Origin of the sequence: Xanthomonas sp. BRIP62418, from assembly GCF_003993495.1 — a bacterium.
In the GTDB taxonomy this organism is placed as follows: domain Bacteria; phylum Pseudomonadota; class Gammaproteobacteria; order Xanthomonadales; family Xanthomonadaceae; genus Xanthomonas; species Xanthomonas euroxanthea.
The window spans coordinates 33,986-51,319 of sequence record NZ_QEZG01000025.1; the positions used below are offsets into that span (position 1 = coordinate 33,986).

Sequence of the window (17,334 nt, forward strand, 5' to 3'; positions counted from 1 at the left end):
GCGCCGGATCAGGGCGCCATTGCCAGCGTGCTGATGCCGCCCTTGGCCACCACGGTACCGGTGGCGACGCCGCCCGGTGCACCGCCCGGCGGCTCCAGCGTCACTGCCAGGATGGCCTCGTTGCTGAGCATGGGCATCAGCTGGTCGGGAATCTGCGCGCGGCGTGCACGCTGGTCGTCGAAGGTGCCCATCGAATGCGCCTTGCCGTCCGGCGTGATCAGCCACAGCTCGGGTACCTTGTCGGCGGTGGCGGTGCGATCCAGCGGCGTCACCGTGATGGTGTGCTTGTCGGCATCCATCAATGCGACATAGCCGGGGCGGCCGTCTTCGGTGGCCAGCGTGGAGGTCATCGCAATGCCGGTCGCCGGCGCGGTGGTGGCCGCCGGCGGCGTGACCGGAGTCTGTACCACCGGGCCGGTGCCCTGCGGCGGCGATACCGGTGCCGGTGGCGTGCGCAGGTTCAACAATGCCAGCAGGCACACGGCCGCAGTGGCCAGGCCGCCGGCGCTTGCCCAGCGCCAGAACCGCACACTGTTCCACACCGCTGTCGTTGGCGCGCCTGCCGGCGGCGCTGCCGACGGCGCGGGGGGCACTGCGTGCAATGGCGTATCGAAGCCGAGGGTCTGGCGGATGCGTGCCCAGACCTGGCCGGGCGGCGTCACGGCGGCGATCTCGTCCAGCAACGGCGCCAGATGTTCCTGCCACTGCGTCACTGCCTGCGCAAACTGGCCGTCGGTGGCGACGCGTTGTTCGGCAGCCAGGCGCTCGTCGGCGCTCAACAGGCCCAGCACGTATTCGCCGGCAAGCACGTCGCGCGGCGGTTCCTGGTCGATGGGAAAGGGCGTGCTCATCGTTCCAGACATGCCTTGAGTTTGGCCAGACCGCGGCGGATCCAGCTCTTGACCGTGCCGATCGGGGTGTCGGTGCGCGCGGCGAGTTCTTCGTAGGTGATGCCGTCGAAGAACGCGGTGCGGATCAATTCGCTGCGCGGCGGTTCCAGCTCCGCCAGGCAGTGGTCGATGCGTCGGCGCGTGCTGGCGCGCTCGGTGCGCTCCAGCGGCGAGGCATCGCTGGCGCGCAATTCGCCGGCATCGTCCAGCGCCACGTTGCGGCGTTGCGGGGCATTGGCGCGCAGGTGGTCGATGGCCTTGTTGCGCGCGATCATCGCCAGCCAGGTGAGCCCGCGTGCACGGGTGGGATCGAACTGCCCGGCCTTGTGCCAGATCAGCGTGAACACGTCCTGCAGCACCTCTTCGGCTTCGGCACGGTGCGGGATCATGCGCAGGCACACCCCGAACAGTTTGGGCGAGGTCTGCCGGTACAGCGCTTCGAAGGCATGCCGGTCGCCACCCGCGGTCGCGGTCAGCAGTCGTCCGGTTTCATCGTCGTCGTGGCCAGGGATGGCACTCATGCGGTCGGGCGTTTTTTGAGGTGGGGGCGATGCTACCGGACTGGGCGGACGCTGTCCTTCACTTGCGCTGCTGAAACCACAGCAGGACGGCAGCGAGCAGCAACAGGATCTCGACGCCGGCCAATGCCACCGTGGGCGCGGAGACGGGCCACAGGCGCGCCAGGGAGACGCTGCGGAACAGCACGATCGGCAGGTAGAACGCGAGTGCGACCAGCAGGCCGGTGCGCGGTTGATCGATCCACGCGAAGTAGCCGAACAGGAACGCCATGCCCAGCTGCAGGCCGCCATAGATGACCAGGTATTCCGATTGCCCGGCCGGCGAAAGCTGGGTGTAGCCCACGGCATTGGCGGTCTTGGCCGGCGAGAGCGTGCACCAGATCGCCAGCACGACGTAGAGCACTGCGTTGATCCAGAGGTAGGCCTTGGCCATGGCGATGGTCCTGTATGGGGAAGAGGTGACCGGGCCGTTGTACGCAACCGCGCGTGGTCGAACGTGAAGATGGCGCGGACCTGGTTCACGGGGCGCTGCAGCTCTTGACCAGCGGCTGCTCGCGCGCCTGGCGCAGCGCATCGGCGCTGACCGCACGCGCAGCGGTGTCCGGAAAAACGATGCGCACATGCGGATAGCGGCCGCGCTCGTCGCGCAGATTGCCCACGCCGCGGAATTGCAGCAGACGTTTGTCGGCGATCGAATAACGCACTTCGAGCGCGGGCACTGCCGCGCCGTACCACGCATCCAGGCTCAGGCGAAAACGGCGCTGGCCGCCGGTATCGTCGATGCGCTCGACACGGAATGCCAGCTGGCGTTGCAGGCTTGGCAGTACGAAGTCCACGCGCTGCGGCGTGCCGGCAAGCACATCCCAGTGGCTGCGCAGGTATGCATCGAAGCCGGCATCGATCACGCGCGGGCCGTCGTCGGCCGGCAGTGGCGTGCGTTGCTCGGCCTTGCCGGGTTCCTGCTGGAACATCTCGCGCACGCCGTCGCGCTGACGCACGCCCTGGCGATAGCCGTCGCGGCCGTCGATCAGGCTGAAGTCGGGCGAACTGCCGCCGCCATCGACCTGCTTGCGCGCAAACGGGCGTCCGTCCGCGCAGCGATACAGCACGACGCGCCCGCCATCGTCGAGCAACCAGTGCGACTCGCGATAGCGCAGCGCGCCGCTGTCGCCATCGAAGGCATCGCCATCCACACGGGTGACTGCCGCCGCGCTCAGCGGCAAGCCGCCCAACACCAGCAGCAACGGCGGAACCGGCCGGCATACGCTGGCGAGCGCGGCAAGGGCAGCGGCGAGTGGACGCATCGGCGGATTCCTCGATGGAAGTGCCTACCAATACGAGCGCATCCGCAGTGCGGATGCGCCGGATGCGTCAGGACGTTCCTGACGCGGTGTCGTACCTGGAGGCCAGTGCCACGGGTTTGGGGCGTTGGGCGCTGCCCGGAGCGCAGGTGCATGCATGGGATTGCCGATGCCGCGCCGGCCGCGCGCGCGCGGCCAGGGCGAGGGCGCAGCCGGGTGCGGAAGCCGGGGCGTGGACACAAGTCTGCCGGCTCAGGGGGCCGGCCGCGAGCACGCACGCGTCGTGCAGGCACGCATGGAGTGCAGACATCGCGGTGCAGGTGGCACCCCCGATTCCGGGTGGGGCGCGCCTGGCACCTGCGCCACGCGTCCGGCCAGCGGTCTAGCCGCTTGCGCGCAGCACGATGCAATCCACCGGGCAGGCCGGCAGGCATAGCGCGCACCCGGTGCACAGCGGCGCGATCACCGTATGCATGTGCTTGGCGCCGCCGACGATCGCATCCACCGGGCAGGCCTGGATGCACTTGGTGCAGCCGATGCAGTCGGCTTCGACGATCCACGCCACCTGCGCCGGTGTCTGCAGGCCACGCGTGCGGTCGTAAGGGCGCGCGGGCACCTGCAGGACATGCGCCAGCGCACGCGCACCTGCATCGCCGCCGGGCGGGCAGTGATCGACATCCGCTTTGCCGTCTGCCATCGCTTGCGCATACGGGCGACAGCCGTCGTAACCGCACTGGCCGCACTGGGTCTGCGGCAGCAGGCGGTCGAGGCGTTCGACCAGGTCGGGCGATGCGGCGGGCGTTGCGGTGTGCATGTCAGTGCAGCAGCTTGCCGCGATACCAGCGCTGCTGTGCCAGCGCCAGCAGCGGCTTGTCTTCACGGCTGTCGCCGTAGGCATGCACGCATTCGTATTGCGACAGGTCATAGCGCAGGCGGATCTGCGCGGCCTTGCGTGGGCCGCAATCGCCTTCCGCATAGCGCCCGCTCAGCACGCCGGCGTGGTGTTCCAGCTTGTTGCAGATCAACGACAGGTCATGCTGCGCGCACCACGGTTGCAGGTACAGGTCCAGCGAGGCCGACACCAGTACCACTTCATGCCCCTGCGCCTGATGCCAGTCGATGCGCTGCATCACCTCGGCGCGCAGCACGCCCGGCAATGCAGTGCGCGCGAAATCGGCGCCGTGCGCGGCCACCTCGTCCAGCAGGCGATCACTGAACACGATGCGGGTGACCCGCGCGCGCAGCGCCGCAGCCGACACCATGCCCAACCGATACCCCAGCACCCATGGGCCGACCTGCCACTTCGCCGTCGCCAGCTGCGCGGGCGTGGCCACCTTGCGCAGGAAGCGCGCATAGCTGTCGCAGGTGGTGATGGTGTGGTCGAAGTCGAACAGGGCCAGGTGCATGAGGGGCTGGGATTGGGCAGTCGGGAGTGGGGATTGGTTAACGGCGCGGCGTCTGCTTTCCCTTCTCCCACAGGGAGAAGGTGCCCCGCAGGGGCGGATGAGGGGACGGGCCAGGCACTGGTGTCAGGTCTCCCTCAACAATCAGCTCTGGCTCCTACGATTCCCGACTCCCGATTCCCCATTCCCGCTTCACCGAACAGGCATGCCCGGCTGCGCACCAGCATCGGCGTCCAGCAGTGCCAGCGTGCCGCCGTCGAAGCCGGCCGACAGGATCATGCCTTCGCTGATGCCGAAGCGCATCTTGCGTGGAGCCAGGTTGGCGATGAACACCACGCTGCGGCCGACCAGCGTTTCCGGTTCGCCATAGCTGGCGCGGATGCCCGAGAAGATCTGGCGCTTGCCCAGCTCGCCGGCATCCAACTCGAAGCGCAGCAGCTTGTCCGAGCCTTCCACAAATTCGCACACCAGCACCTTGCCGATGCGCAGGTCGAGCTTGGCGAAATCGTCGATGCCGATGAGGCTGGGAGCGGCGGTTGGGGACTGGGGAGTCGCAACGGCCGCCGGTTTCGTCTCGGCCTTGGCCGGTGCGGGCTTGGTGGTCGCAGCGGGTGCCGCAGGTGCGGCCATGGTGTCTTTTGAAGCGTCGGTCATGGCGTCGATCAGTTTGGGGTCGATACGGGTGAACAGGGCGGTGTAGGGCTGGATCACGTGCGCGGTCAGCGGGCGCGCGACGTCGTCCCAGCTGGTCATCGGTGCCGACAGGAAGGCTTCGGCCTCGGCACAGGTGCGCGGCAGGATCGGCTTGAGTGCGGCCACCAGGATCCGGAACAGGTTCAGGCCCTGCGTGCACACCGATTGCAGCTGCGCATCGGCACCGTCCTGCTTGGCGATCACCCACGGCTTGGTGTCGTCGATGTACTTGTTGGCCTCGTCGGCCAGCGCCATGGTCTGGCGGATCGCGCTGGCCGCATCGTTGCGCTCGTAGGCCTCACGGATCGGCGCCAGTGCGGCGACGAAGCGGTCGTACTGCGCCGGGTCGGGCAGGGCGTCGGCCAGCTTGCCGTCGAAGCGCTTGCCGATGAAGCCGGCGCAGCGGCTGGCCAGGTTGACGAACTTGCCGACCAGATCCGCATTCACCCGCGCGATGAAATCGCCCAGGTTCAGGTCCAGATCGTCCACGCCGCCGGATGACTTGGCCGCGAAGTAGTAGCGCAGCGCCTCCGGTTCCAGGCCCACGTCCAGGAAGGTCCTCGCCATCACGAAGGTGCCGCGCGACTTGGACATCTTGGCGCCGTCCACGGTGAGGTAGCCGTTGACGTGCAGCCGGGTCGGCGCGCGATGGCCGGTGCCGTGCAGCACCGCCGGCCAGAACAGGCCGTGGAAGTTGACGATGTCCTTGCCGATGAAGTGATGCAGCTCGGTCTGCGTGCCGGCGACCAGATGGGCCTCGAAATCCTCGCCCATCTGCGCGCACAGGGTCTTGAAGCTGCACAGGTAGCCGATCGGCGCGTCCAGCCACACGTAGAAATACTTGCCCGGCTGGCCGGGAATCTGGAAGCCGAAATACGGCGCATCGCGCGAGATGTCCCAGGCGCGCAGGCCGCCTTCGGTGTCCAGCCATTCCTTGAGCTTGGCCTTGACGCCGGGCAGTGCCACATCGCCGGCCAGCCACTCACGCAAGAACCCGTCGAAATGGCCCACTTCGAAGAAGAAATGCTCCGAGTCGCGCAACTCCGGCGTGGCACCGGAGATCACCGACCTGGGCTCCTTCAGCTCGGTCGGCGCGTAGGTGGCGCCGCAGACCTCGCAGTTGTCGCCGTATTGATCGGCGCTGCCGCAATTGGGGCAGATGCCCTTGATGTAGCGATCCGGCAGGAACATGCCCTTGGCCGGGTCGTAGAACTGCGCCACCGAGCGGCGGCTGATGTGACCGGCGGCCTCCAGCCTGGTGTAGAAGGCCTCGGTGAGTTCGCGATTGACCGGCGAATTGGTCGAATCGTAATGATCGAAGGTCACCCCAAACGCGGCGAAATCGCGCTCATGGCTGGCCTGGATGCTGGCGATGAAGGCCTCCGGGGTGACCCCGGACTTTTCGGCGGCAAGCATGATCGGCGTGCCATGGGTGTCGTCGGCGCAGACGAACCAGGTCTTGTCGCCGCGCAGGCGGCGCGCGCGCACCCAGATGTCGGCCTGGATGTAGCCGACCAGATGGCCAAGATGCAGCGGCCCGTTGGCATAGGGCAGGGCGGTGGTGACGAGTGCGGTGCGGGTCATGGCAGGCGTAATGCGGGGGACAGCCGATTATCGCATTAGTCGAGAGCCGGGATTGGGGCTGGGAGATTGGGGATTCGTCAAGGCAGGACCAGGCCACGTGCCGGTCCAGACGCGCGGCCTTGGCCATCGCTGCGGCGGCAGCAGCCGAGGATCCCGCCCAATACGACAAGCCCTCAACGATGCGCCGACGCACAAAAAAGGCGCCCCGCAGGGCGCCCGCTCTTGCGAATCCCGGCTCCCGATTCCCCAATCCCAGCTATTCACGAATCCAGGTCTGGGTGCGGCCCAATGCCTCAACGCCCACATAGCCGCGCATCTGCAACTTCTTGCCGCCGTCGGTCAGGGTGACCTTGGCCTTGTAGGTCTTGCCCTTGGCCGGGTCGAGCACCGAGCCGCCGCTCCACACCGCGGTACCGTCGGGCTTGAGGCCCCACAGGATGGTCATGCCCTTGATCGGCTTGCCCTTCTGGTTGCCATCGCACTTGTCGCAGGTCGGGTTGGGCCCATGGTTGGACTGCAGGATGTCGACCACCTTGCCGCTCAGCGTACCGTTGCCGAGCTGCTCGATCTGCACCACCGACTTGGGCTTGCCGGTTTCGTCGTCGATGGTTTTCCAGCGGCCCACCGGCGAATCGGCGGCCTGGGCCAGCAGCGAGGCGGCGGCCAGCGGCAGGGCCAGCATCAGGGTCTTGAAGGTCTTGCGCATGTGTCCCCTCCCAGGGATTGCTGTGGCCGCCGTCGGCGGCCTGACCGGAATGTATACCGTGGAGTATGGTGGGGGAAAGGCGCGCTGCGGAATGCGTTCATGCCACGCGCGCCCGGTGCCGTTGCCGGTCCAGGTCCGCTGACGGGGCCGGGTATGTCTCATGTCAGCGGTCATGGCGCTGTTCGGCTCGCTTGCGCTGCCGGCTGTGTGTCCCGCATGCCCTCGCCGATCACCGATCAGCAGCCACGGCAGCAACCACCCGCTATTGCAGCGTCACCTGCTTGCGGTTGTCCGCCGGCACGCGATCGATCAGCTTGTTGTCCGGATCGAAGCCGGCCTCGATCGGCAGGCGGTCGACGGTCATGCTGAAACTGGGCGCGGCGCTGGTGACATGCTGCCGTTGCAAGGCCAGTACCGGCGCCTGTGCGTTCTTGCCGGCCGGAGCACCGTAGATCGCCACCTCGATCCAGTCGTCCAGCGGCACCGCCTGCTCCTTGCCCGTGCCGTCGGCCTGCAACTTGGCCGCCTGCGTTTGCACGGTCACCTCGAAACGGCCATCGGGGCGCTTGCGCGCCTGCGCGCTGACCACGCGGTTGTCGTAGAAGGTGATCTTCTCGAACAGGTCGGTGATCAGTTCTTGCTGGTCCGGGCGTGCCTGGGCCCGAATGGCCTGCAGCAACTCGGCCGAGGTGGTGTAGGGCGGCTGCTGGAATGCCTTGGCCGCCAGGAAGCGCTGCAATGCACGATTGAGCGCCTGCTCGCCGAGCTCCTCGCGCAGCCGGTAGAACGCCAGCGAGCCCTTGCGGTAGTGGATGTATTGCTGGTCTTCCACGCGATACAGCGGCAACTCCTCGATGGTTTCGCCACCACGGCCTTCCAGATAGCGATCCAGTTCGTAGCGGAGGAAGCGGCGCATATGGGCGCGTCCGTACTCGCGCTCCATCACCATCAACGCCGAATACTGCGCCAGCGATTCGGACAGCAAGGTGGCGCCCTGCACGTTCGCCCCGATCACCTGATGCGCCCACCACTGGTGCGCCACTTCGTGCGCGGTGACATAGAACACGTAGTCGATGTCGTCTTTGTCGCGCAGGTCGGCGATGAAGCCGATCGACTCGGAATAGGGGATGGTATTGGCGAATGACTGCGCAAAGCGCGCGTAGCCGGGGAACTCGATGATGCGCACCTGACGATGCTGATACGGGCTGAAGTTGGCTTCGTAATAGGTCAGCGACTTCTGCACGCTTTCGATCATGCGCTGCACGTTGTACGGGTGCTTGGAGTCGTAATAGACCTCGATCGGGATGTTCTTGTAACGCGCCTTGCGCACTTGCCAACGTGCCGACAGGTAGGCGTAGAAATTGAGCATCGGCCGGTCCATCACGTAGCGGAAGCAGCGCCTGCCATCGCGTTGGAATTCCTGCTGCAGATAGCCCGGTGCCAGGGCGATCTGATCCGGCGCGGTGCAGACGGTGCTGGCAAAGTCGAGCCAGTCGGCATCGTCGCTGACGTAGGTGTTGGCGCGCGCGGCCTGGTCCTCGAGCTTGGGCATACGCGTGGGTTCGCCCAGGCCGCGCTTGCGGCGGTCGTTGCGGTCGCTGATCTCGGTCCGGGTGTTGTAGCCGAACCAAGGCAGCAAGGTGTTGTTGAAAAAGCTGCCATTGGCGACCAGTTCGGTCTGTGCCTGCTCGGCGGTGAGGCCATGTGGATGCTGGTCCACGTGGAAACGGAATACGCGCTCTTCGCCGGGTTGCAGCGGCCGCTGTAGTCGATAGATGCGGTAGCCGGCCGGCACGTCGTGCAGGGTCAGCGTTTGCCCGCCCAGGTCCACCTTTACCAGGCTGCGGTCCCCCGTGCGGCCCTGCATGCCGATGTGCACCTCGCTGATCGGCGTGGGGTGGGTGTTGCGCACCGTCCAGGTGGCATCGATGACCACCGACTGGGTTTCCGGATGCAGGTCGACATGGTTGTCGACGGCGATGATGCGCGGCTGCGGCAGATCCTTGTATTTGCGGTAATCGCGCTCGTAGCGCGCCTGCAGGTCCAGCCGCTGTTCCGGCGACAGGAAGCTGTTGTAGACGTTGGTGTTCCAGTACAGCCAGCCGCCGACCGCCACGAAGCCGAGCAGGCTGACCGCCAGGGCCGCACCGGTCGGGCTGCGCAGGCGCTGCAGCGCCTGCCGCACACGCTGGCGCAGGCCATGGCCCACGCCACGTGGCCAGAACGCCGAAGACAGCAACAGCAGGGCCAGCAGGAACACGCCCCAATAGCCCTGGAACCACAACTGGCCGGGCAGGAAGTGCCCGTAGCCGTTCATGTCCGAATACGGCGCATTGGGCCAGCCGCCGAAGGTGTAGAGGTTCTGGGTGTAGTCGAGCATCGACAGCGCCGATTGCCCGATCAGCACCAGCATCAGCAACGCATAGCCGACGAACTTGTTGTTGCTCAGCACCTGCAGCGCCAGCGCCATGCCGCCCATCAGCACATACAGTACCGAGCCCAGCGCCAGCGTCTTGAGATACAGCAGCGGCTCGATGCTGGTGTAGCCGTGGCCCAGCTGCAGCGCGATCGCGGTCACCGCACCGGCGAGCTGGAAGCTGGCGATCACCGCCAGCAAGGCCACAAACTTGCCCAGCAGGGGAACCCAGTCCGGCACCGGCATGGCATCGGTGATGCCGTCGATACGGTTGCTGCGTTCTTTCCACACCAGTTCGCCGGCATAGAACAGCACCACGATGATCAGCAGAAAGCTGTAGCTGTTCTGCAGCGCCTGCAGCATCAAGGAGGTGACCGGCAGCACGGCGGTACCGTAAAGGCGCGCAGTGAACAGTGCGGTCGGAATGAAATTGGCCAGGCCCAGCATCAGCAGCACCACGAACGGCGCGCTGCGCAGCACGCCGAGCGTATCGAAACGGATCTGGCGCAGCAGTTGCCGCCATGCGGTGGCCGCGCCGAAGCTGGGCGTGACCGTCAGGCGTGTCGTGGTGACGCGCGCGCTGGCGGGAGGTGCATCAGCAGGCGCAACCGACGCCGCACCACGGCGCCGCCGCGTCCCGCTGCGCTCGGTACGGAACAGCGCGAACGTGGCGGCAAACAACATACCGCTCATGCCCAGCCACAGCGCGCGATTGGCGAGCAGGTAACCGGTCAGCGGCGGCAGCTGGTGATTGCGCTGCTCCACCGACCAGTAGCGCAGCGTCTGCGACAACGCGCGAATGCCGAGCGGGTCGGACAGCGTGGCGATCCATACATTGTCCAGGTCGGCCATCAGCGCACGGCTCACGCCGTACAGCACGAAGAACACGATCACACCGATATAGACCCACAGGATGCTGCGCGTGGTCACCGCCAGCACCGACAGCAGCGCGGTGGTGAACAGCAGGTTGGGCAGCACCAGCACCAGCAGCGACCACAGATAGGGCAGTACGGCGACCGGCCCGAGCCGGGCCTGATCGATCCACGGCATGAACTGGGCGGCGAACATGCCCAGCGCGATCACCACATACATCAGCATGCCGGCAATCAGCGCCGCGCCGATGCGGCCGAGCAGATAGTCGCGTCGCCTTACCGGCGTGGAAAACACCAGCTCGGCGGTGCCCAGGTCGAAGTCGCGCAGCAAGGCATTGCTGACGAACAGGGTGGTCACCAGTAGGCCGAGCAGGCTGAAAAGTCCGAGCAGTGTGGCGATCACCGTAGGCGCATTGCGCAGCACGTTGCCGATGCCACCGCCGATCTGCACCGCGTCGCTGGACAGCGCGGCAAACGCAAGCAGCGCATACAACGCAGCCAGCAGCCACAGCAGGGGCGAGCGCAGTTGTTCGCGCAGCTCGAAGCGCAGGAACGCCAGGATCATCGCAGCGCTCCGTCAGGCGGCCAGCGCTTGCGTGCGCAGGCGTTGGAAATAGACGTCCTCCAGATCGGGAGCGACCTGTTCGAAACCCGGCTCCGGGCAATCGGTACTGAACACGTGGATCACCGGGTGGCCGGCAATCAGGCGCGTGGACAGCACGGTGAAGCGTGCCTCGTAATCGGGCAATGCCTGCTTGCTGACCTGTTTGCGCCAGACCTGCTGCTGCAGCATGGCGATCGCATCGGCAGGCCGCCCGGTCAGCAGCACCTGGCCCCTGTTCATGATGGCCATCGTCGGGCACAGGTCGGTGACATCTTCGACGATGTGGGTGGACAGGATCACCACGACGTTTTCGCCGATTTCGGCCAGCAGATTGAGAAAGCGATTGCGCTCTTCCGGATCCAGCCCGGCGGTGGGCTCGTCGACGATGACCAGTTGCGGGTTGCCCAGCAGCGCCTGCGCGATGCCGAAGCGCTGGCGCATGCCGCCGGAATAGGTGCCGAGCTTGCGCTTGCGCGCATCCCACAGATTGACCTGCTGCAACAGCCGCTCGACCACCTCCTTGCGTTGGCCGCGATCGGTGAGCCCCTTGAGCACGGCGAAGTGATCGAGCATGTCCAGCGCGCTCACCTTCGGGTACACGCCGAAATCCTGTGGCAGGTAGCCCAGCCGGCGCCGCAACGCGTCCTTGTCGGTGAGCACGTCGATGCTGCTGCCATCGGCGCCGGTCAGGCTGACGCTGCCCGAATCGGGCTCCTGCAGCGTGGCCAGCGTGCGCATCAGCGACGACTTGCCGGCGCCGTTTGGCCCCAGCAGTCCGAACATGCCGCGAGGGATGTCGAGGGTGACGCCTTGCAGCGCATGCACGCCATTGGCGTAGGTCTTGGACAGCGCGCGGATCTGCAGCATGGACGGTTCCTGTGTCCTGGGGTGGTTGGATCTTCACGACGTTGCGGTATCGCCGCATCCGCCGGAAGTCACAGCGACGATCGACTACGCCTGTTTGACGTGCCCGTGCGGCGGATGTGACCGAACCCTGCTGTCCGCTGCGCTCAACCGACCTCGTACAGCTCCAGCGGCAAGTCATCCGGGTCGGCGAAGAAGGTGAAGCGGCGGCCGGTGTATTCGTCGATGCGGATGTCCTCGGTGCTCACCTCGTGCGCAGCGAGATGCGCCACGGCCGCGTCCAGATCCTCGACGCGGAAGGCGAGATGGCGCAGGCCGCGGGCTTCCGGGCGGCTGGGGCGCAGCGGTGCGTCGGGAAACGAAAACAGCTCGATCTGGCCGCCATCGGGCAGCGCCAGGTCCAGCTTCCAGGAATCGCGCGCCTGCCGGTAATGCTCATCGAGCACCCGCAGGCCCAGGATGTCGCAGTAGAACCGCTTGGAGACCGCGTAGTCGCCGGCGATGATCGCCACGTGGTGGATGCCGGCCAGCTTCATGCGGCGCCTCGCACGCGTTGCGGACACGGGCGCTGCTGCGGGGCCGGCACGGATGCGCGAGGCGCGGCGACAGCGATCCGGGCTGCCAGACGTGCCGGTAGCCGGGATGCGCTCCAGCGCTGCGTCTGCGCCGCCGTGCGTGTGTGCAGATGGTATGGCATGGCAACAGTCCGGATGAGCAGTCGCGAGGATACCCCCGGTAGCGCCAGGGCGTGTCGTGCCGGCCGGGCCGAGCGCGAAGCGTACGTGGGCCGATCGTGGGCGCGACATGCCGCATGGCATCCCGCAATACCTGGTTGTGCGTCACGCCTGGCCACTGCATGGCTGTGCTCGCCTGCGCGCGCATGGCAGGATGCGCTGCCACCGATCAGACACGCCGATGCCCGACCCGTCGTCCACCGCCGCACCGCAATTCCAGCGCAGCATGCAGGTGCGCCATCTGGTGATGCTCTCGCTGGGCGGGGTCATCGGCACCGGGCTGTTCTTCAATACCGGCTACATCATCGCCAGCACCGGTGCGTTGGGCACGGTGATCGCGTATCTGATCGGCGCGCTGGTGGTGTACCTGGTGATGCAATGCCTGGGCGAGCTGGCGGTGGCGATGCCGCAGACCGGCGCCTTTCATGTGTATGCCGCGCGGTATCTCGGCCCGGCCACCGGGTACGTGGTGGCGTGGCTGTACTGGCTGACCTGGACGGTGGCATTGGGCTCGAGCCTGACCGCGGCGGCGTTCTGCATGCAGTACTGGTTCCCGCACACCCCGGCATGGCCTTGGTGTCTGTTGTTCTGCGCGCTGATCTTCGCCCTGAACACGGTCTCGGCGCGCTGGTTTGCCGAAGGCGAATTCTGGTTCTCGCTGATCAAGGTGATCACGATCGTGCTGTTCATCGTGCTCGGTGGCGCGGCGGTGATCGGCGTGCTGCCGTTGGCCGATGGGTCGCCGGCGCCGGGATTGCGCCACCTGCGCGCCGACGGCTGGTTTGCGCAAGGCACGCTGCCGATCCTGATGACGATGGTGGCAGTGAACTTTGCCTTTTCCGGCACCGAGTTGATCGGCGTGGCCGCGGGCGAAACCGCGGAGCCGGCGCGTGCGATTCCGCTGGCGATCCGCACCACGCTGGTACGGCTGGTGGTGTTGTTCGTCGGCACCGTGCTGGTGCTTGCCGCGTTGCTGCCGGCCGAGCAGGCGGCAGTGGACACCAGCCCGTTCGTGCGCGCGTTCGAGTTGCTGGGCATCCCGTATGCGGCCGATGTGTTGAATGCGGTGATCCTCACCGCGATCCTGTCGGCGGCCAATTCCGGCCTGTATGCGGCCGCGCGCATGTTGTGGTCGCTGGCCAACGAGGGCACGCTGCCGGCGCGGCTCGCAGGCCTGACCCGTCGCGGCATCCCGTTGCCGGCCTTGATACTGAGCATGTTGGGCGGCCTGTTGGCGCTGCTCACCGGCGTCTATGCGGCCGATACCGTGTTCGTGGCGATTTCGGCGGTGTCCGGTTTTGCGGTGGTGGTGGTGTGGCTGAGCATCTGCGCCTCGCACTACGTCTTTCGACGCCAGTTGCTGCGCGACGGCATCGCGCCGGAGAGCCTGGCCTACCGCGCGCCGTGGTATCCGTGGACGCCGCTGCTGGGGTTTGCGCTCTGCCTGCTGGCCTGCATCGGCCTGGCATTCGATCCGCAGCAGCGCATTGCGCTGTGGTGCGGCATCCCGTTCGTGGCGCTGTGCTACGGCGCCCATGCACTCACCCAATGGCTTGCCAGCAGGAGGCCACACCCATGACGATTCTTCCCCGCCAGCCGCGCGCCGGGGCGCCTTTCAGCCAGGCGCTGCAGCACGACGGCTACGTGCTGCTCGACGGTGCACTTGCCACCGAACTGGAACAACGCGGCTGCGATCTCAACGATGCGCTGTGGTCGGCGCGCGTGCTGATGGAACAGCCGGAGCTGATCTACCAGGTGCATCGCGACTATTTCGCTGCCGGCGCGCAGTGCGCCATCACCGCCAGCTACCAGGCCACGCCGCTGGGCTTTGCCGCGCGCGGGCTGGACCTGGCGCAGTCGCAGGCGCTGATCGCACGCAGCGTGGCCCTGGCTGCACAGGCGCGCGCCGATCATCTGCAGGCGCAACCGCAGGACGCGCCGTTATGGGTGGCCGGGTCGGTCGGGCCGTATGGTGCGTACCTGGCCGATGGTTCGGAATATCGCGGCGACTATGCACTGCCGCTGGCGCAACTGATGGACTTCCATCGCCCGCGCATCGCCGCGCTGGCCGCGGCTGGCGTGGATGTGCTGGCCTGCGAGACGCTGCCGTCGGCCAGCGAGATCGTCGCGCTGCGGCTGCTGCTGGAGGAATTCCCGCAGCTGCCTGCGTGGTTCTCGTTCACCTTGCGTGATGCGGCGCATTTGAGCGATGGCACGCCGCTGGCGCAGGTCGTGCCGGCGCTGGATGCCTGCGCGCAGGTGATCGCGGTGGGCATCAACTGCATTGCGCTGGAAGATGTCACCGCCGCGCTGCAAAGCCTGTCCGCGCTGACCACGCTGCCGCTGGTGGTGTATCCAAATTCAGGCGAACACTACGACGCCAGCGACAAGCGCTGGCACGCCGGCGCCGCGCAGGCGTGCACCCTGGCCGATCAGCATGCGCAGTGGCTGGCCGCAGGTGCGCGGTTGATCGGCGGCTGCTGCCGCACCACGCCGCGCGACATCGCCGCGCTGGCGGCCGCACGCGTGGCGGGTTGAAACGCAGCCGGTAGGGCAGCGGCGTTGATCGCAGGGCAGCGCCTCGGACGAGCCTGTCAGCCGCGTGTGTGCCACTGGCAGACGCGTCAGGTCGCCTGCGCTTCGGGCCACGCCCACAGGTGACGCGCCTGGTCCGGAGCGCGTTACCTGCGGTTGCTTGACGACCGTGATGCCACGCCAGCTCGCCTCACCCCTTCTGCGTGGCGATCCAGCGCTGGATCTTCTCCTGCAGGATATCCAGCGGCACCGAGCCGTCCTTGAGCACCTCGGTGTGGAAGGCGCGCACATCGAAGCGCGGACCCAGTTCGCGTTGCGCCTGTTCGCGCAACTGCGCGATCTTCATCTCGCCGACCTTGTACGCCAGCGCCTGGCCGGGAATGGCCATGTAGCGGTCCACCTCGGCCTCGGCATCGGTGCGGGTCATGGCCGAGTTGTTGAGCATGTAGTCGATCGCCTGCGTGCGGGTCCAGCCCTTGCTGTGCAGGCCGGTATCGGTGACCAGGCGGATCGAGCGCCACAACGCGTTCTGCAGATAGCCGTAGTAGTTGTACGGGTCCTGATACAGGCCCAGTTCGCGGCCCAGTGATTCGGCGTACAGCCCCCAGCCCTCGATGTAGGCGGTCTCGCCACCCAGGCGGCGGAACTTGGGCAGGTCGGTCAGCTGCTGCTGCAGCCCGAGCTGGAAGTGGTGGCCGGGGATGGCCTCGTGCAGATACAGGCTTTCGGTTTCCCAGGTCCTGCGCGCGTCCAGGTCGGAGGTGTTGACGTAGAACACCCCCGGCGTGCTGCCGTCGCCGCTGGGGCGCATGTACGAGCCGCTGGCGGCCGACTGCGCACGCTGCGGTTCCACCACGCGCACTTCCAGCGCCGGCATGCCCTGGACATTGAACAGGCGCGGCACCGCCGCTTGCACGCGTCCCTGCAGGCCACGGTAATAGCCCAGCAATTCGGTCTCGTTGCGGAACGCGAAGCGCTTGTCGGTCTGCATGAACTTGTAGAACTTGGGCAGGTTGCCGCGGAACCGGACCTGCTTGGCCAGCGCGGCGATCTCGCCCTGCAGCCGCGCCACCTCGTCCAGCCCGATCTGGTGGATCTGCTCCGGGGTCAGGTCGGAGGTGGTGCTCTGGCGCACGTCGTAGGCGTACCAGGCCGCGCCATTGGGCAGCGCGGTCAGGCCGTCGGTGTCACGGCAGGCCGGCAGGTACTCGGTGGCGATGAAGCCGCGTAGCGCCCGGTACGCCGGCATGATCCGCACTTCGATCAGGCGCTTGTATTCGGCGGTGATGCGCTGCTTGTCGGCCTCGGGCATGTCTGCCGGCAGGTTGCGCACCGGGCCCCAGAACAGGCTGTCTTCGGCATTGCGCGCGATGATCGCATCCAGCTGCGGCAGCACCTTCTGCATCAGCACCTTCGGCTGCACCACGCCGGCCTGCATGCCGGCCCGCATGTTGGTGATGGCCTGGTCGAACAGGTCCGGGATGCCCACCGCACGCCGCGACCAGTTGTCGTAGTCCTTGACGGTCTTGAACGGCTGCGCGCCGGTGCCCGAGCCCAGCACCACCGCGATGCTGGCGATGTTGTAGAACTGGTTGATCGGCAGCATCCAGCTGGGGAACTGCTCGGCCGCCAGCGCGCTGCGCGCATCGCGCACGAAGATCTGGTAGCTGAGCAGGTCCTGCCCGCTCAGGCCGTCCGGCCCCAGCGCCTCGGCCTTGCCCAGCCACAGCACGGTGAAGTCGTGCGACTGCTGCCGGAACGCCGGCGACAGGAAGTTGGGCAGCTGGTCGTTGTAGCGGGTCTCGCCCTGGAAGGTGGCCTGCAGCGGGTTGAGCTTGAGCGAGGCATCCCAGTACTGGTCGTAGAGCAAATTGAGCTGCTGCGCCTTGGTCAGCACCACCGGGGCGGCCACCGCACGTGGCCTGGGCCTGGCGGCCTTGCCACCCTTGGCGGCCTTGCTGGTTCTGGCGGCCGGCTTGGTGGCCTTCTTGCCCTTGCTCGCCTTCGCGCGCGTTTGCGTGGTCTGTGCCTTGGCGGTTTTCTTCTTGGCCGCATCGGCGGGCGCTGCCACTGACAGGCTCAGCACGGCGGCCAGGGCCAGGGACAGCAGGCGGGAAAAGCTGAGGGGCATTACCGGCTCCGGGAACAAGCGAGCGGGGAGCTTGCCCGATCCGCACCGTTCCGGCCACCCATCGGGCACACGGGGCGCGCCTG

At 67.0% G+C, this 17,334-nt stretch carries 14 protein-coding genes; 2 read left to right on the forward strand and 12 right to left on the reverse strand.

What is annotated here, in order from left to right; genetic code table 11:
• Positions 1 to 8: 8 nt before the first annotated feature.
• From EO174_RS03365 to EO174_RS03415, 11 genes are all read right to left on the reverse strand, one after another.
• On the reverse strand, positions 9 to 851 hold the full coding sequence (locus EO174_RS03365; protein ID WP_164740068.1) for an anti-sigma factor: 843 nt from the start codon (positions 849 to 851) through the stop codon (positions 9 to 11).
• Positions 848 to 1,411, reverse strand: a complete 564-nt coding sequence (locus EO174_RS03370) for a sigma-70 family RNA polymerase sigma factor (RefSeq protein ID WP_104583421.1) — start codon at positions 1,409 to 1,411, stop codon at positions 848 to 850. Before EO174_RS03370 ends, EO174_RS03365 begins: the two co-directional genes overlap by 4 nt.
• A gap of 58 nt (positions 1,412 to 1,469) precedes the next feature.
• Positions 1,470 to 1,841, reverse strand: coding sequence for a DUF4345 family protein (locus EO174_RS03375; RefSeq protein ID WP_126942226.1), 372 nt, complete (start codon positions 1,839 to 1,841; stop codon positions 1,470 to 1,472).
• Positions 1,842 to 1,926: 85 nt separating this feature from the next.
• A complete protein-coding gene (locus EO174_RS03380; RefSeq protein WP_126942229.1) occupies positions 1,927 to 2,712 on the reverse strand; it encodes a hypothetical protein in 786 nt (261 codons plus the stop codon).
• 379 nt (positions 2,713 to 3,091) lie between these two features.
• Positions 3,092 to 3,523 carry an Rnf electron transport complex subunit RnfB gene (gene rnfB, locus EO174_RS03385; protein WP_104583418.1) on the reverse strand — a complete coding sequence of 144 codons (432 nt, stop codon included), beginning with the start codon at positions 3,521 to 3,523 and terminating at the stop codon, positions 3,092 to 3,094.
• 1 nt (position 3,524) lies between these two features.
• Positions 3,525 to 4,115 (reverse strand): HAD family hydrolase, encoded by a 591-nt coding sequence (locus EO174_RS03390; RefSeq protein WP_126942232.1) that lies wholly within the window; start codon positions 4,113 to 4,115, stop codon positions 3,525 to 3,527.
• A 189-nt stretch (positions 4,116 to 4,304) separates the two neighbouring features.
• Positions 4,305 to 6,389 (reverse strand): methionine--tRNA ligase, encoded by a 2,085-nt coding sequence (gene metG / locus EO174_RS03395; RefSeq protein ID WP_126942235.1) that lies wholly within the window; start codon positions 6,387 to 6,389, stop codon positions 4,305 to 4,307.
• A gap of 256 nt (positions 6,390 to 6,645) precedes the next feature.
• Positions 6,646 to 7,095, reverse strand: a complete 450-nt coding sequence (locus EO174_RS03400; protein WP_104583415.1) for a DUF2147 domain-containing protein — start codon at positions 7,093 to 7,095, stop codon at positions 6,646 to 6,648.
• A gap of 262 nt (positions 7,096 to 7,357) precedes the next feature.
• Positions 7,358 to 10,948, reverse strand: coding sequence for a M1 family aminopeptidase (locus EO174_RS03405; RefSeq protein WP_126942238.1), 3,591 nt, complete (start codon positions 10,946 to 10,948; stop codon positions 7,358 to 7,360).
• A gap of 12 nt (positions 10,949 to 10,960) precedes the next feature.
• On the reverse strand, positions 10,961 to 11,854 hold the full coding sequence (locus tag EO174_RS03410; RefSeq protein ID WP_126942241.1) for an ABC transporter ATP-binding protein: 894 nt from the start codon (positions 11,852 to 11,854) through the stop codon (positions 10,961 to 10,963).
• Between the two features lie 143 nt (positions 11,855 to 11,997).
• Entirely contained in the window at positions 11,998 to 12,387 is a 390-nt protein-coding gene (locus tag EO174_RS03415) for a VOC family protein (RefSeq protein WP_104583413.1), read from the reverse strand.
• A 379-nt stretch (positions 12,388 to 12,766) separates the two neighbouring features.
• On the opposite strand from EO174_RS03415, the gene mmuP reads away from it, so the two are divergent.
• Positions 12,767 to 14,164: an S-methylmethionine permease gene (mmuP, locus tag EO174_RS03420; RefSeq protein WP_126942245.1), complete on the forward strand. Its 1,398-nt coding sequence runs from the start codon at positions 12,767 to 12,769 to the stop codon at positions 14,162 to 14,164.
• Positions 14,161 to 15,123: a homocysteine S-methyltransferase gene (gene mmuM / locus EO174_RS03425; protein WP_119132362.1), complete on the forward strand. Its 963-nt coding sequence runs from the start codon at positions 14,161 to 14,163 to the stop codon at positions 15,121 to 15,123. The genes mmuP and mmuM overlap by 4 nt, the downstream gene beginning before the upstream one ends.
• Before the next feature lie 187 nt (positions 15,124 to 15,310).
• Here mmuM and EO174_RS03430 read toward each other — a convergent pair whose 3' ends face one another.
• Entirely contained in the window at positions 15,311 to 17,251 is a 1,941-nt protein-coding gene (locus EO174_RS03430; RefSeq protein WP_126942248.1) for a DUF885 family protein, read from the reverse strand.
• Between the last annotated feature and the right edge of the window lie 83 nt (positions 17,252 to 17,334).

Excerpts from the sequence above, each read along its gene's own strand:
- mmuP (WP_126942245.1), top strand. The coding sequence starts at position 12,767 with ATGCCCGACCCGTCGTCCACCGCCGCACCGCAATTCCAGCGCAGCATG.
- EO174_RS03405 (WP_126942238.1), bottom strand. The coding sequence starts at position 10,948 with ATGATCCTGGCGTTCCTGCGCTTCGAGCTGCGCGAACAACTGCGCTCG.
- EO174_RS03365 (WP_164740068.1), bottom strand. The coding sequence starts at position 851 with ATGAGCACGCCCTTTCCCATCGACCAGGAACCGCCGCGCGACGTGCTT.
- rnfB (WP_104583418.1), bottom strand. The coding sequence starts at position 3,523 with ATGCACACCGCAACGCCCGCCGCATCGCCCGACCTGGTCGAACGCCTC.
- metG (WP_126942235.1), bottom strand. The coding sequence starts at position 6,389 with ATGACCCGCACCGCACTCGTCACCACCGCCCTGCCCTATGCCAACGGG.
- EO174_RS03380 (WP_126942229.1), bottom strand. The coding sequence starts at position 2,712 with ATGCGTCCACTCGCCGCTGCCCTTGCCGCGCTCGCCAGCGTATGCCGG.
- mmuM (WP_119132362.1), top strand. The coding sequence starts at position 14,161 with ATGACGATTCTTCCCCGCCAGCCGCGCGCCGGGGCGCCTTTCAGCCAG.
- EO174_RS03415 (WP_104583413.1), bottom strand. The coding sequence starts at position 12,387 with ATGAAGCTGGCCGGCATCCACCACGTGGCGATCATCGCCGGCGACTAC.
- EO174_RS03390 (WP_126942232.1), bottom strand. The coding sequence starts at position 4,115 with ATGCACCTGGCCCTGTTCGACTTCGACCACACCATCACCACCTGCGAC.
- EO174_RS03430 (WP_126942248.1), bottom strand. The coding sequence starts at position 17,251 with ATGCCCCTCAGCTTTTCCCGCCTGCTGTCCCTGGCCCTGGCCGCCGTG.
- EO174_RS03370 (WP_104583421.1), bottom strand. The coding sequence starts at position 1,411 with ATGAGTGCCATCCCTGGCCACGACGACGATGAAACCGGACGACTGCTG.
- EO174_RS03400 (WP_104583415.1), bottom strand. The coding sequence starts at position 7,095 with ATGCGCAAGACCTTCAAGACCCTGATGCTGGCCCTGCCGCTGGCCGCC.
- EO174_RS03375 (WP_126942226.1), bottom strand. The coding sequence starts at position 1,841 with ATGGCCAAGGCCTACCTCTGGATCAACGCAGTGCTCTACGTCGTGCTG.
- EO174_RS03410 (WP_126942241.1), bottom strand. The coding sequence starts at position 11,854 with ATGCTGCAGATCCGCGCGCTGTCCAAGACCTACGCCAATGGCGTGCAT.